This is a genomic window from Azospirillum sp. B510, from assembly GCF_000010725.1.
Classification (GTDB): Bacteria; Pseudomonadota; Alphaproteobacteria; order Azospirillales; family Azospirillaceae; genus Azospirillum; species Azospirillum lipoferum_B.
The window spans coordinates 233,083-247,065 of sequence record NC_013860.1; the positions used below are offsets into that span (position 1 = coordinate 233,083).

Sequence of the window (13,983 nt, forward strand, 5' to 3'; positions counted from 1 at the left end):
TCGGGCCGTCCCGTCCCCGTATGAGCGATCAGCCCGATGACCCTTGATGATCTTGTGCAGCGTGCGCTCGACGCGCAGCGATCCGGCGATACCGACCGCGCCGACCGGCTCTACCGCACCCTTCTGGCCCTGGTGCCGGGGCATCTGCCGGTGATGCTGCATCGCGCCGCCCTGCTGGAGCGGTCGGGGGACTGGGCCTCGGCCTTGCCGGTCTATGGCCGGGCGGCCCGGCTGCAACCGGGGCTGGCGCTTCCCGCCACCCGGCGCGCCGTGCTGCTGCTGCGCAGCCGGCTGGGACCGCCGCCGCCACCCCGGCCCTTCGATCCGGTCCCGCCCGGCGGACGGGTGGCGATGACCACCCTCGGAACGAATGGACGCTTCGGCAATCAGCTTCTCCAATATGGCATCCTGCGGCTCTATGGGGATCTCCACGGGCTGCGGGTCGAAGCCCCCGATTGGATCGGGCGTGACCTGTTCGGGTTCGACGATCCGCTTCCCCGGCCGGGGCTGCGTCTTGTGCGGGAGGATGAGACGGATGTGGTCGCCGGGCTGACGGGGACCGCCGGCACGGTGGAACGGGACGTGGATCTGTGGGGCTATTTTTGCGGACCGACCGGGCGCTGGGCGATGCATGGCGAGCGCTTCCGCGCTCTGTTCCAATGGCACGGACCGGCCGCCGCCCTCGCACGCTCCGTGCAAGCCCGCCTGGATGGGCTGGGCGGCGAACTCGTGGCCATCCATCTGCGGCGCGGTGACTTCGTCAGCGACGGGCTGTGGATCCCGCCCAACCGCTGGTACCGCGACTGGCTGGAAACGGTGTGGCCGACCCTGGAGCGCCCCCGCCTTTATGTTGCGACCGATGATCCGGCTGCCGTCGCCGACTTCGCCGATTTCGCTCCGCTGACCGCCGCCGACCTCGGGGCCGCTCCGGCGGGAGCGGAATTCCTTCCCGACTTCCTGACCCTGACCCTGGCCAGCAGGCTGGCCTTGTCCAACAGCAGCTTTTCCTTCACCGCAGCCCTGCTGAACCGCCGGGTCCGCAGCGTCCTGCGCCCCGACCCGAAACGCGGCGGCCTCGTCGCCGTCGATCCCTGGGATGCGCCGGTGCTGCTGTGAGGGGGGCGGCCTCATACCAACGGCTTTTGATCCCGACCTGTCAGGATCAAAAGCTTCGGTGTCAATGGGCCGGCAGGGCCGAGGCCCGGTCGACGATGCGCAACAGTCCCTGCGCCAAGCGGATGATGGCGGGCGAGGCGACGAACAGCTCACGCAGGGCGGTACCGGCACCGAAGCGCAGCAGAAAGCCATTCGGGTTGAAGATCAGCGCGATCTTGGCGCTGTCGGACAGAACATGTTGGGTGTGACCCTGGAAGACGCCATTCATGATGGCGCGCGCCAAATCCCGCGCATCCTCCACCGCAAGGGCGGCGATGTCCGGCGGCAGGCGGGAATCGTTGAACAGGAACACCCCATCCAGCCGCACCAGGCCATCCTCTTCATAGAGGGAGATATGGGAGAGAAACTTGCCGTCGGGAAACAACACCGATCGCTCGTCCATCTCCACATTGATGACCGTCCGGGGTTTGTGAAGCGCAGCCGACATGCTGGATCGTGCCTGGCGAAAGACGAAACTGACGGCACTCTGCCACATCACGGCAGGGGGGTCGATCATGCAAGCCGGGGAGAATGCGCCTGCACGGAATGGAAAGGCCCACCCGGCTTTGCCGGCCGACCTGAAAAAACCTATCCCGGCGGAGACCGGCCGCTTATGACGCGACCGACACCGGGGTTTCGGCCACGGCAACCGGGGACGGGGTTTTCATCGGAGCCTTGGGATCGAAGAGGCCGAGCTGCTGCAGGCTGAGCATCAGCCGCGCTCCGAGCTCGTTCATCGAGGTGGCGACGATGGCGATCTCCTTGGCCGACATGGCCGGGCTGTCGTAGGTGACACGGCCATGGGCCCGGTATGTCAGCCGAACGCCGAAATCGGGAGTTTCCCCCTGCAACCAGGAGCCGTGCAGGATGCGGTTGCGCTCCTTGCTGAGTTGGCTGGCCTGCTCGCAAAGCTCGATGATTTGCGCCGCCGCCTTGCTCGACAGCTTCTGTCCGGCAAGCGCCTTGATGGAATCAAGCCGCGCCTTGACCGGCATGTTGGCGCTGATGGTCAGGAATTCAACATGCTCCACCCCCAGCAGGCGGGACAGGCACAGCGCCACGACCTCCTCCAAATGAGCCCAGGAGACGGCGACCATGCCGATGGCACAATACATCTGGGTACTGAGCGGCCCCTGCCGGACGGTGAGCTTGGACATGAACCATCATTCCTGGGCTTCGGGTGCAAGCGGCATGTCTGCAACGGATCTTCACTGAACCATGAACCAGCAGAAAACTTTACATATGCGCTTTGACACCCAGAACAAGGATCATGGCACTGGCTCGACCATGGGGTTGGATGCCACGGTCCTGCCAAAACGCACGCATGCTCAGGTCATGTCAAAATTGATTACACCACTAACAATTAATCCTAGGCCAAACTGTGGCCAGCGGCCAGAGAATTCCGGCCGCTCTTTTCCACAGGGGCTGGGAAACGGAAGATATCAATCTATTATTACATGATATACAATCATGATATCATCATCATAAATTATATAATTATGATGATTGATAATTATGTTGCGCGGTGGCCATGCGAGGAGGCTGGCGGGCGGTGGGCTGCTGCGGCATCATGCGCCGGCTTTCCCCCCCTGCCTATGGCTGGCTTCCCTTGATCGTCTCGCCTCACGATGCCCTGAACCAAGCACTCCAGCTCTACGCGGCCGGACAGTTTGACCAAGCAGCGGTCCTGGCCCGCACGGTGCTGGGCACCCTGCCCGACCAGCCAGTGGCGCGTCACACGCTCGGTATCGCGCTGTGTGCATCCGGCAAGGCCGAAGCCGGATTGGACCAGATCGCCATGGCCATCGCCCTCGATCCGGGACAGCCGGTTTACGCGGTCAACCGGGCCGTGCTGCTGCTGGGCTGTGGCCACCGCGCGGAAGCGGTTACAGCCCATCGCAGGGCCTTGCGGCTGCGCCCGGCGGACGCCCGGCTGCTGGATGGGCTCGGCACGACGCTCGGTGACCTGGGACGCGCCGAGGAGGCGCTCCGCCCATTGCGCCATCGTGCCGCCTTGGAACCGGAACTGGCGGAGGTCTACCGCAAGCTGGCGATTGTGGAACAGCGTGCCGGACGGCTACTCCAGGCAAGGCAGGCCTACCGCCGGGCTTGGCGACTGGGTGGCGGCGACGGGCTTCTGGTCCGCGAGGCCTTGACCTTGCCGATCATCCCGCGCTCGGTCGAGGAGATCGATGAAAGCCGCCGGCATTGTGCCGGCGTCATCGAAGAGGCATGTGCGCCTGGACTGCGCCTGGATGATCCGCTACGCGAAGTCGGCATAACCTCTTTTTATCTTTCCTATCATGGGCTGGACAATCGGCCCCTGAACACACGCCTGGCCGACCTGTATGCCAGTGCCTGCCCGTCCTTGCTCGAGACCGCCCCCCATTGCCGCGAGCCGGCGGCCACCGCCGCGGGCGACGGCCGCCTGCGGATCGGCTTCGTTTCCGACTATTTCCATGGCCACACCATTGGCATGCTGAACGAGGGGCTGATCGAGCAGTTGTCGCGCCGGGACTTCGAGGTGACCCTGTTCCTGATGGCGGGACCGGAGGATGATCTGCGGCGCCATCTGCGGGCGATGGCCGATCGGGTGGTCGATCTGCCGGCCGATCTGGGGGCTGCCCGTCACGCGATCGCCGAGCAGCGGTTGGATATTCTATATTACACCGACATCGGCATGTCCCCCTTCACCTATTTCCTGGCCTTCGCCCGGTTGGCTCCCGTGCAATGCCTGACCTGGGGGCATCCGGACACCACGGGCATCCCGACGCTGGACCTGTTCCTGAGCTGCGGCGCGATGGAGCCGGAGGAGGGAGAGAGCCAGTATAGCGAGCGTCTGGTCCGCCTGCCCGGCCCGACCATCTATTACCGCCGACCAAGCCTGCCGGAACCGCGCCGGACGCGCGTGGATTTCGGCCTGCCGGCGGACCGCACGCTGTATCTTTGCCCGCAAAGCCTGTTCAAGATCCATCCGGACTATGATGAGGCGCTGATCGCGATCTTGCGCCGCGACCCCAATGGCCTGCTCGTCTTCGTCGATCCGCGCGGGCAGGGCGGCGCGCTGCTTGCGCGGATGCGGCCGAAAGGGCCGGATGTGGCGGGGCGCATCCGCATGCTGCCGGGACTGAAGGCGATGGACTTCATCGCCCTGACCGCCGATGCCGACGTCATGCTCGACCCCTTCCATTACAGCGGCGGCAAGACGACGCTGGAGGCCCTTGCCTTCGGCACCCCCGTCGTGACATGGCCCGGCGCCTTCATGCGCGGGCGCCATACGCTTGGATTCTATCGTCTGATGGGATTTGAGGACACCATCGCCCGCGATCAGACGGAGTATGTCGAGCTTGCGGTGCGGCTCGGCACCGACTCCGGCCTGCGGGCGTTGGTGCGGGCGCGCATTCTTGAGCGCTGCGGGGTTCTGTTCGAGGACACGGGGTCGGTGCGGGCGATCGAGGGCGTGTTGTCGCAAGCGGTGCGGCAGCGGCGTCAGGCGCCCGACATCGCCTGACGCCCCACAAGGATTGGGATGCTCAAGATAGAAAATCAACATTACATATCATGAAATAGTGTGATGCCTTCATAGGCTGAAATCTCTTCCCCAACTCCTTTGATGCGGCGTATGGTGCGGCCCGAACCGCCAACCACAGCAATGGATTGTCGATGACCCGCATAACCAGCTTCGCCTCGACCAAGGGCGGTGTCGGCAAGACCAGCCTCGTCATGGCCTTGACCACCGAACTGCGCCGGCGCGGCCAGAGTGTCCTGCTGCTGGACTGCGATCCCAACCGGCATCTGGCGGAATGGGCGCGTCGGCGGCGTGACGCGGGCGTCACGGTGATCGACGAGATCACGGAAGCCAACGTGCGCCAGATGGTCCAGGAGCATGCCGGCCGTCATGACCACACGCTCATCGATCTCGCGGGCTTTGGCAATCTGACGATGCTTTACGCCTTCTCGGTCAGCGACGGGGTGGTGATCCCGACCCAACAGTCTTTCATGGACATCAAGGAGGCGGTGCGCACCTTCAAGGTGGTGGCCGACTCCATCGGCGTGCTGAAGCACACGCCGGTCTCCAGCGTCGTGATCGTCCGCACCCAAGCCGCCATCGAATCCCGTGTCGACCGGCATGCCCGCGAGCTGCTGTCCGAGCATGGCGTGCCGACCTTCCGCACGGAACTGATCGAACGCTCGCTGATCAAGGAAATGAGCTACACCGGTCAGGGTCCCGGTGAAGTCAACCCGTCCAGCAATGCCGACCACAATGTGCGTGCGATGACCGACGAGTTCCTATCCTTCCTGGCGGCGGCGCCCGAAAACCCGATGGTCGGCCGGGCGGCCTGATGGCCGCCCCGGTTTCGCCGGGGAACCGGCGCCGATGCCGGAAAGCGAGAGGCTCGGCTCACATCATTATTCCTGTATAGTATTTCATTTCATGAAATACTATACAGGAATAATGATGTGAGATGCTGTTTCCAGGGGCGATGCCTTGCCGACAGACGACTGCCAAGAGGCTTGACCGCCAGCTTTCCATGGCTTTATTTCATGACCTTACTTTCTGCCACCAAGCATCGAGACTCCCGGCATGCCGCCCAAAGTCACCCGTCCGCCGCTTGGCGGCATCGACGTCAGCGCCGACATTGATCCAATTCGGGAATATGGGCTGAAGAAGGGCTTCCTGCCAACTGATCCGGTCGAGCCGACGGGCCCGCGGCAACCGCAGAGCCAACCCGCTCCGGTGTTGGCACAAGAGCCCCCGCGCGTGATCCGCCCGGCGGCGACCCGCCCCTGGCAGGCGATGCTACCCGATTATCTGATCGAGGAATTGCGCCAGGCGGCGGCCCGCGAAGGCACCGCGCAGAAGGTGATCGTGTTGCGCGCCCTGCGGAATGCCGGCTTTCGCGTCGATGATATCGATTTGCAGGACTTGCGCCGTCGTTGACTGACTTCTCAAGCGATTTCCGCCTTAAAAGGGCGATATTGGCCAAAGCTGGCGGCGGCTTCGTTGCGCCGCCGCACCACCTGTTCCGCCGATCCGGAACCTGCGCTCAGAATGCGGGCGTCCCGGTTTGACTTCGCTGACCGCTCCGTCTATGCCCTGCTTCCAGTTTTCTGCTCCATCGCCCATCTTCGGGGTTTGATCTCATGTTGACCGACACCGCGGTTGCGCCAAAGGCGGCGTCCTCCACGGCCCCCCAGGCGGCTCAGGGCCTGACCATTCCGATGCTGGAGCGCATGCTCGCCGACCAGCCACGCGATCCGAATGTGTGGAGCGCGCTTGGCGCGCTGCTGCGCCAGCAGGGTAAAACCCAGCAGGCGATCGCCTGCCAGCACCGGGCGCTGGAGTTCGACCCCAATCATGCCGGCGCCTGGACCAATCTCGGCAATGTGCTCGGCGACCAGGACCGCTACACGGAGGCGATCGCGGCGCATGAGAAGGCGGTGGCATTGTCGCGTGGCGCCCTGTCCTATGTCATCAACTACATCGTCGCCCTGCGCCACGGCTGCCAATTCACACGGGCGCTCCAGGTGCTTGACGAGACGCTCAAGGTCGACCCCGGCAATGTCCAGCTCCGTTGGGACCGGGTGCTGACCCTGCTGCAGATCGGGCGTTATGCCGAGGGGTTCCGTGACTATGATTGCCGGTTGGCGCTGCCGAGCTATCAGAACCGCAAGCCGCCGGGGGCGATGTGGGACGGCAGCCCGCTGAACGGCCGTACCATCCTCATCAACACCGAGCAGGGCTTCGGCGACGCCCTGCTGACCGCCCGCTATGTACCGCTGGTCAAGGCGCAGGGCGGCCGTGTCATCCTGGAATGCCATCCCGAACTCGGCCGCGTGCTTGACGGCCTGCCCGGCGTCGATGCCGTCATGCCGGCCGGGACGCCATGGCCGGACTATGATGTCTATTGCCCGCTGATGAGCCTGCCGGAACGGCTCGGCACCACACCCGACATGGTTCCCGCCCCTACGCGGATCAATATTCCGGCCGATGCCCAAGCCAAGGCGGAAAGCCTGGTGCCGATGGATGCCGACACGCTGAATGTCGGCATCATCTGGTCGGGACGGGTAACCTTCAAGGACAACACCCGCCGGGCCACCAACCTGACGCGCTTCCTGCGCTTCCTGGAGGTTCCGTCGGTCCGGCTGTTCAGCCTGCAGAAGGGCCCACCCGAGGCGGAGCTCGACACGCTCGGCACCAGCCTGCTGGTCACCCCGCTGGGGCCGCATTTCAACGATTTCGCCGACACCGCAGCGGTGTTGGAGCGGCTCGACCTCATCATCATGACCGACAGTTCGGTGGCGCATCTCGCCGGCTCCTTGGGCCGACCGGTGTGGAACCTGCTGCAATACATGCCCTACTGGATTTACGGTCACGATACCGACCGAACGCCCTGGTATCCGTCAATGCGGCTGTTCCGGCAAAAGACCCCCGGAGACTGGGACCAGGTCTTTGCCGAGGTGGAACGGGCGCTGCGCGACCTGGTGGCCAGACGCCGCCAGACGTGAACGCGTCAGGCTCGCCCTTCTATCCGCTGCCGCCTTTGTCAGGCGACCTGTGTGGACGGCCCCTCCGGCGCAAGAGGGAAATCCGCGCTGACTGGCCGAGAAGGATGCATCCATGTGTCCGGCCTGTTGTCGCAGCCGCTGGTTGACCTTCCCCCGGCAGAAAGGACACCGGGTTAAGCGGCACGAAGCTCGGCCTGTGAACCGCAGTTCACTTGCCACCGATCCCAGATGGTCGAAGGGCCGTCCACCACATCGCCTCACGCCGGCGGGTCCCGCCGGTTACTCCGGGAGTTCATCAGGGCGGTTGCTCTGCAACAGGGCCTGCGACCAGTCCGCGCCGGCCGGCATGACGGTGCTGCGCCCGGGAACCGCCTCCACCAGGAACTGGTAGATCAGCGCATCGGGAGCGGCCAGCAGGCCATCACGCACGGCCGGTGCCAGCCGCTCCAGAACATCCCCGAATTCGCTCTCATGGACCGGCTTGACGATGCCGCCGAAATCCACCACGGCAAAGCCGTTCATCGTCAAGGTGTCGGTCAGTTCGGTACGCGTGAAGAAACGCAGATGGGTACGGTCGAGCAGCCCGCTCGGCCGATAGCGGAAACGCCCGGTTAACAGCCCGGCCACAATCCCCGCATAACCGACATGGGGCAGGGAAATGAACAGCCGCCCTCCCGGGGTCAAGATGCGGCGGATCTGGCGCAGCATCCGGCCGGGGGCCTCCAGATGCTCCAGGACATCGGCGCAGATCACGATGTCGTAACGCCGTCCGGGCAGCAGTTCCGCAAGCTCGCTGTTGCCGAGATCGGCAACCCGCACATCCCGATAGTAGCGCCGTGCCTCTTGGGCGGCCTCGGGGTCGATCTCGATGCCATCCAGAATGCAGGGCTTCAGCGCCGTCGCCAGCCGGCCCAGCACGCCCGGTCCGCACCCGATGTCGAGAACGGTGGCGTTGGGCGGGAGCCGCCGTGCGAAATGAGGCACCGGATCGCCTATGGTGTCGACCTCCAAAGGACGGTCGTAACGAATGGCTCCTTCCAGACTCATGTGACGGGGCCTTTGTGCTGTGCCGATAACACTTTAAGCTGGCGCGTACGGGGACGCGCCAGACTTGAGCGGACCCCCGTCAAGCGCGTGCCTTCCCACCCAACATAGGCTGGAGATAGGCCTGCGGGTAGTGGGCGGCGGGCGATGCCCTGTGTCCGGGCGCCGGCAGCGGCGCGCTGCCAGTCCGGAAATGCCGGGTCCGCCATGTCAGGAAATATTCAAGCCACAGGTCAGGCAGCGTGTCGGCAGGCTGGAGCCAGCTCCATTCCCGTCCGGCGAGATGCTCCGGCAAGGCCCCGATCGCGCTCGCGGCAATCGGCAGTCCGGCCTGGAGCGCGGCGGCCAACCGATAGCCATAGGTATCGGGCACCTGGTCGGGGAACCAAGCTATGTGCGCCTTCAGATCCTCCAGCAGACGGGGCAGACGGCTATCCTGATAGGGGCCATGCTCACGCAGAGCCGTATCAGGATAGCTCTTCAGCCGCGGTGCGCTGACGCCCAGCAGATGAAAGGCGAGGGGAAGCTGATGCTCCATGGCGAGTGCCGCCGCCATACCGAGGATGCGGCTGCCACGCTCCGGTGTCAGCGGGCCGATCACCACCACGCGCAAGGCTTCCTCCGCCTCCAAGGGCGGCGGGGTCACCGAACGGCGACCGGATTCCTCGAAAGTCGGGATGGGATCGATCGCCAGCACGGTGGGCGCATCCGGATGGACCGCCTTGAGCCGGCTTTCGCTGTCCAGGCTGGGCACCAGGATCCGCTCGGCCCGGCCGATCACCCACCGGCCCGCCATCCCGTCATCGCCAGCCATGACTCCGGCTTCAGGCAGGAGCCCCTGGCCGCTACGGATCGTGAGATCGAAGGGCAGTTGGAGCGCATCGACCAGGGTCCGCAGCCAAGGCTGGGCCGGATCGACATCATGCACATGCAGCCGATCCACCCTGATCTCACGCAGCACCGCGACCAGCTGATCAAGATGGCGCTCATGGTCAAAGACCAGACGGACCAATGCGGTTCCCAGAGGAGCCAGACGCAAAGCCAGACGCCGCTTGTCGAGCGCCGTCAGCACCAGCAGATGCGCCAGCCCGTCCAACCGCGCGGCCATGTCGTCGATGTGACGCTGCTCGTCATGGCCACCGCCCAGCACCGCCAGCACCACCGGCCGACCATCGGTGAGCCGCTGCCGGAGATGGTCCAGCCGCTGCCGGTCCAGCAGGGGATCGAACAGCGGGGAGGGACGCCGGCCCGCCGAGCGGCCGGTCAGCAGATAATGCTCCAGCGGATTGCCGATCCGCTCCGGCTCGGCGGAGCCGGCACGGTAATAGGCCTGATCGAAGTCAGGGTGGGGATCATGCCCCTCGTCGGCCCCGGTCTCCAGATAATGGACCAGCGGATCGCTCGGCCGAACCGGCAATTGCGCGGTGTAGAAGACCGGATCGAAGCAGGGGTTGGGAGCCAGATTCCGCCGGGCTCCGCGCATCACATAATCGGCCAGCGGGTTAGACCGCGCCCGGCCCCGCAAGGTGGTGGGTACCGGACGCTGCTCCTGGCCGTGCTCCTGGTAAAAGCGGGTCGAGAAGAGAGGGCTCGGATCCAAGCCGCGCCCGGCGCCCTCCACAAGATAATGCACCAGGGCATTGGCGGGAGTGAGCGGCCCGGCGCTCTGCTGGCGATAGAACAGCGGATCGAACAGCGGGTGGGGCTTGCGACCTTCGTTCTCACCCACAATCAGATAGTGAACAAGCAGATCGCCGGGATACCCCTGGAGATCGACATAAACGCGCCGATAATAGGCCGGATCGAACAGCGGATGGGGCGACAGTCCGGACCCCGCCGGCCTTTCGGCATAATGAACCAGCAAGGGGCGCGTACTCTCCGCCGCCTCGGGATCGACGCCGCGCAGATAGGCGCTGTCGAACAGAGGGTGCGGATCGAGACCGGCCGCCGCCCCGACGGTCAAGTAATGCGAGAGCGGGTCGGCTGGCGCCGGTCCGTCCCATTGCTCCACATAGAAAGCCGGGTCGAACAGCAGGCAGGGCGAGCTGCCGACAGCGGCACCCACCGTCACATAATGCAGCAGGGCCGGCGACTTGCGCCGGAGCACTTCCGGATGTTGAACGGCATAACGGTCGAGATCGAACAGGGGGTGCGGCTGCCGGCCTTCGCTGCCGCCGGAGCGCACATAATGGACCAACAATGGCAGACCGCTGCCAAGAACATCGGGATAGCGGCTGCGGTAATAGCCGGCATCGAACAGCGGATGGGGAGACGGAGCCACGGAGGGCGGGGCTGTGACATAGTGCAGCAGCGGATTGGCACGCGCCGCCTCGCCCGCCGCCGCCACATAACAGGCCGGGTCGAACAGAGGGTGCGGCGACAGGCCCTGGGCCGCACCGCTTGCGACATAGTGCAGCAGCGGATTGGCCCACGCCGCCTCACCCGCCGCCGCCATATAGCAGGCCGGGTCGAACAAAAGATGCGGCGACAGGCCCCGGGCGGCGCCGCTTGCGACATAGTGCAGCAGCGGATTGGCACGCGCGGTCTCGCCGGCCTGGGTGAGGTAATGCGCCGGGTCGAACAGGGGATGCGGCGACAGGCCCGCACCGATCTCGGCCGTCAGGTAATGGAGCAGAGGATTGACGCGCGCGGCCTCGCCGGCCTGGACGAGGTAATGCGCCGGGTCGAACAGGGGATGCGGCGACAGGCCCACAGCGATACCGGCCGTCAGGTAATGGAGCAGCGGATTGGCGCGCGCGGCATCGCCGGCCTGGGCAAGGTAATGCCCCGGGTCGAACAGGGGATGCGGCGACAGGCCCGCACCGATCTCGGCCGTCAGGTAATGGAGCAGCGGATTGACGCGCGCGGCATCGCCGACCTGGGCGAGGTAATGCGCCGGGTCGAACAGGGGATGCGGCGACAGGCCCGCACCGATCTCGGCCGTCAGATAGTGGAGCAGCGGATTGGCGCGCGCGGCATCGCCGGCCTGAGCGATGTAATGCGCCGGATCGAACAGGGGGTACGGCTGCCGGCCTTCGCTGCCGCCGGAGCGCACATAATGGACCAACAATGGCAGACCGCTGCCAAGAACATCGGCATAGCGGCTGCGGTAATAGCCGGCATCGAACAGCGGATGGGGAGACGGAGCCACGGAGGGCGGGGCTGTGACATAGTGCAGCAGCGGGTTGGCACGCGCCGCCTCGCCCGCCGCCGCCACATAACAGACCGGGTCGAACAGAGGGTGCGGCGACAGGCCCCGGGCGGCACCGCTTGCCAGATAGTGGAGCAGCGGATTGGCGCGCGCGGCATCGCCAGCCTGGGCGATGTAGTGCGCCGGGTCGAACAGGGGATGCGGCGACAGGCCCGCACCGATCTCGGCCGTCAGGTAATGGCGCAGCGGGTTGGCACGCGCGGTCTCGCCGGCCTGGGCGACGTAATGCACCGGGTCGAACAGGGGATGCGGCGACAGACCAGCACCAGCCGTCAGGTAATGGAGCAGCGGATTGACGCGCGCGGCATCGCCGGCCTGGACGAGGTAATGCGCCGGGTCGAACAGAGGATGCGGCGACAGGCCCGCAGCGATGCCGGCCGTCAGGTAATGGCGCAGCGGATCGACGCGCGCGGCATCGCCGGCCTGGACGAGGTAATGCGCCGGGTCGAACAGGGGATGCGGCGACAGGCCCGCAGCGATGCCGGCCGTCAGGTAATGGAGCAGCGGATTGACGCGCGCGGCATCGCCAGCCTGGGCGACGTAATGCGCCGGGTCGAACAGGGGATGCGGCGACAGGCCCGCACCGATCTCGGCCGTCAGGTAATGGAGCAGCGGATTGGCGCGCGCGGCATCACCAGCCTGGGCGAGGTAATGCGCCGGGTTGAACAGGGGATGCGGCGACAGGCCCGCAGCGATGCCGGCCGTCAGGTAATGGCGCAGCGGATTGGCGCGCGCGGCATCATCAGCCTGGGCGATGTAGTACGCCGGATCGAACAGGGGATGCGGCGACAGGCCCGCACCGATCTCGGTCGTCAGGTAATGGAGCAGCGGGTTGGCGCGCGCGGCCTCGCCAGCCTGGGCGATGTAGTGCGCCGGATCGAACAGGGGATGCGGCGACAGGCCCGCACCGATCTCGGTCGTCAGGTAATGGAGCAGCGGGTTGGCGTGAGCGGCCTCGCCAGCCTGGGCGATGTAATGCGCCGGATCGAACAGGGGATGCGGAACGCGCCCTTCGGCAGCGCCCGAGGACAGGAAATGCTGCAATGAGCCGAAATGCGCCTCATCCTCGGCCTGCAGTTGGTAATGGACAGGGTCGAACAGGGGATGCGGCGACAACCCGGCACCAATGCCGGTCGTCAGGTAATGGAGCAGCGGGTTCGCCCGTGCGGCATCGCCAGCCTGGGAGATGTAATAGGTCGGGTCGAACAGAGGGTGCGGCGACAGACCAGCACCGGCACCAGCCGTCAGGTAATGGAGCAGCGGGTTGGCGTGAGCGGCCTCGCCAGCCTGGGCGATGTAGTGCGCCGGGTCGAACAAAGGGTGCGGCGACAGACCAGCACCGGCACCAGCCGTCAGGTAATGGAGCAGCGGGTTGGCATGAGCGGCATCCCCGGCCTGGGCGATGTAGTGCGCCGGGTTGAACAGAGGGTGCGGAGCGCGCCCTTCAATGGCGCCGGAAGACAGGAAATGCTGGAGTGGGCCGAAACGCGCCTCATCCCCGGCCTGCAGTTGGTAATGGGCCGGGTCGAACAGAGGATGCGGCGACAGCCCGGCACCAATGCCGGTCGTCAGGTAATGGAGCAGCGGGTTTGCCCGTGCGGCATCGCCAGCCTGGGAGATGTAATAGGTCGGGTCGAACAGAGGGTGCGGAGCACGCCCTTCGGCGGCGCCGGAGGACAGGAAATGCAGCAGCGGCAGCAATCCGCTCGCGACCATGTCCGGATTGCAGCTGCGGTAATAGGCCGCATCGAACAACGGGTGCGGTGACAATCCTTCGGCGTCGCCACCCGTAATGTAGTCACGGATGGCATCGCTCAGATTGGTGAAGGATGTTCCCCGCTCCCGGCTGTAGTGGGCAAGGTTGAACAAACCCGAATTGGCGATCGTCGTCACGATGGTGTCGAGGGGGTCCTGCCCGGAACCGCCGGCAACCGCGGAAGAGGGGGCCCGGGAAAGCTTCTTGCTCATCCAATGTCCGATCACGTTTGCCGCCTCGGTGTTTGCGATGGCCGGATAATCGCCGGCCATTCTTGCACAACCACACGCCAACGGTCTGTTGGCGA

General features: G+C 65.5%; 10 protein-coding genes. 6 read left to right on the forward strand and 4 right to left on the reverse strand.

Annotation, left to right across the window (positions count from 1 at the left end; translation table 11 throughout):
• Positions 1 to 36 precede the first annotated feature (36 nt).
• Positions 37 to 1,116 carry a hypothetical protein gene (locus AZL_RS33805; protein WP_012978702.1) on the forward strand — a complete coding sequence of 360 codons (1,080 nt, stop codon included), beginning with the start codon at positions 37 to 39 and terminating at the stop codon, positions 1,114 to 1,116.
• Between the two features lie 61 nt (positions 1,117 to 1,177).
• On the opposite strand, the gene AZL_RS33120 is transcribed toward AZL_RS33805, so the two are convergent.
• Together AZL_RS33120 and AZL_RS33125 are read right to left on the reverse strand one after the other, a co-directional pair.
• Positions 1,178 to 1,603, reverse strand: coding sequence for a hypothetical protein (locus AZL_RS33120; RefSeq protein ID WP_148219840.1), 426 nt, complete (start codon positions 1,601 to 1,603; stop codon positions 1,178 to 1,180).
• Positions 1,604 to 1,766: 163 nt separating this feature from the next.
• A complete protein-coding gene (locus AZL_RS33125; protein WP_012978704.1) occupies positions 1,767 to 2,312 on the reverse strand; it encodes a hypothetical protein in 546 nt (181 codons plus the stop codon).
• Positions 2,313 to 2,373: 61 nt separating this feature from the next.
• Between AZL_RS33125 and AZL_RS36160 the strand changes: the two genes are divergently transcribed.
• The 5 genes from AZL_RS36160 to AZL_RS33145 all read left to right on the forward strand — a co-directional run bounded on the left by AZL_RS36160 (position 2,374) and on the right by AZL_RS33145 (position 7,665).
• Positions 2,374 to 2,616, forward strand: a complete 243-nt coding sequence (locus tag AZL_RS36160; RefSeq protein ID WP_148219841.1) for a hypothetical protein — start codon at positions 2,374 to 2,376, stop codon at positions 2,614 to 2,616.
• 109 nt (positions 2,617 to 2,725) lie between these two features.
• Entirely contained in the window at positions 2,726 to 4,666 is a 1,941-nt protein-coding gene (locus tag AZL_RS33130) for a tetratricopeptide repeat protein (RefSeq protein ID WP_158306039.1), read from the forward strand.
• A gap of 152 nt (positions 4,667 to 4,818) precedes the next feature.
• Positions 4,819 to 5,499 (forward strand): ParA family protein, encoded by a 681-nt coding sequence (locus AZL_RS33135; protein ID WP_012978706.1) that lies wholly within the window; start codon positions 4,819 to 4,821, stop codon positions 5,497 to 5,499.
• Positions 5,500 to 5,740: 241 nt separating this feature from the next.
• Positions 5,741 to 6,097: a hypothetical protein gene (locus AZL_RS33140; RefSeq protein ID WP_042447036.1), complete on the forward strand. Its 357-nt coding sequence runs from the start codon at positions 5,741 to 5,743 to the stop codon at positions 6,095 to 6,097.
• Positions 6,098 to 6,300: 203 nt separating this feature from the next.
• On the forward strand, positions 6,301 to 7,665 hold the full coding sequence (locus AZL_RS33145; protein WP_012978707.1) for a tetratricopeptide repeat protein: 1,365 nt from the start codon (positions 6,301 to 6,303) through the stop codon (positions 7,663 to 7,665).
• A 279-nt stretch (positions 7,666 to 7,944) separates the two neighbouring features.
• Here the strand turns inward: AZL_RS33145 and AZL_RS33150 are convergent, their stop codons facing one another.
• Positions 7,945 to 8,712, reverse strand: coding sequence for a class I SAM-dependent methyltransferase (locus tag AZL_RS33150; protein WP_012978708.1), 768 nt, complete (start codon positions 8,710 to 8,712; stop codon positions 7,945 to 7,947).
• A 79-nt stretch (positions 8,713 to 8,791) separates the two neighbouring features.
• A complete protein-coding gene (locus AZL_RS33155) occupies positions 8,792 to 13,888 on the reverse strand; it encodes a glycosyltransferase family 4 protein (RefSeq protein WP_148219842.1) in 5,097 nt (1,698 codons plus the stop codon).
• Positions 13,889 to 13,983 lie beyond the last annotated feature (95 nt).

What these genes read in the sequence shown, in the direction of transcription:
- AZL_RS33805 (WP_012978702.1), top strand. Translation starts at nt 37, where the DNA reads ATGACCCTTGATGATCTTGTGCAGCGTGCGCTCGACGCGCAGCGATCC.
- AZL_RS33120 (WP_148219840.1), bottom strand. Translation starts at nt 1,603, where the DNA reads ATGTCGGCTGCGCTTCACAAACCCCGGACGGTCATCAATGTGGAGATG.
- AZL_RS33125 (WP_012978704.1), bottom strand. Translation starts at nt 2,312, where the DNA reads ATGTCCAAGCTCACCGTCCGGCAGGGGCCGCTCAGTACCCAGATGTAT.
- AZL_RS36160 (WP_148219841.1), top strand. Translation starts at nt 2,374, where the DNA reads ATGAACCAGCAGAAAACTTTACATATGCGCTTTGACACCCAGAACAAG.
- AZL_RS33130 (WP_158306039.1), top strand. Translation starts at nt 2,726, where the DNA reads ATGCGCCGGCTTTCCCCCCCTGCCTATGGCTGGCTTCCCTTGATCGTC.
- AZL_RS33135 (WP_012978706.1), top strand. Translation starts at nt 4,819, where the DNA reads ATGACCCGCATAACCAGCTTCGCCTCGACCAAGGGCGGTGTCGGCAAG.
- AZL_RS33140 (WP_042447036.1), top strand. Translation starts at nt 5,741, where the DNA reads ATGCCGCCCAAAGTCACCCGTCCGCCGCTTGGCGGCATCGACGTCAGC.
- AZL_RS33145 (WP_012978707.1), top strand. Translation starts at nt 6,301, where the DNA reads ATGTTGACCGACACCGCGGTTGCGCCAAAGGCGGCGTCCTCCACGGCC.
- AZL_RS33150 (WP_012978708.1), bottom strand. Translation starts at nt 8,712, where the DNA reads ATGAGTCTGGAAGGAGCCATTCGTTACGACCGTCCTTTGGAGGTCGAC.
- AZL_RS33155 (WP_148219842.1), bottom strand. Translation starts at nt 13,888, where the DNA reads ATGAGCAAGAAGCTTTCCCGGGCCCCCTCTTCCGCGGTTGCCGGCGGT.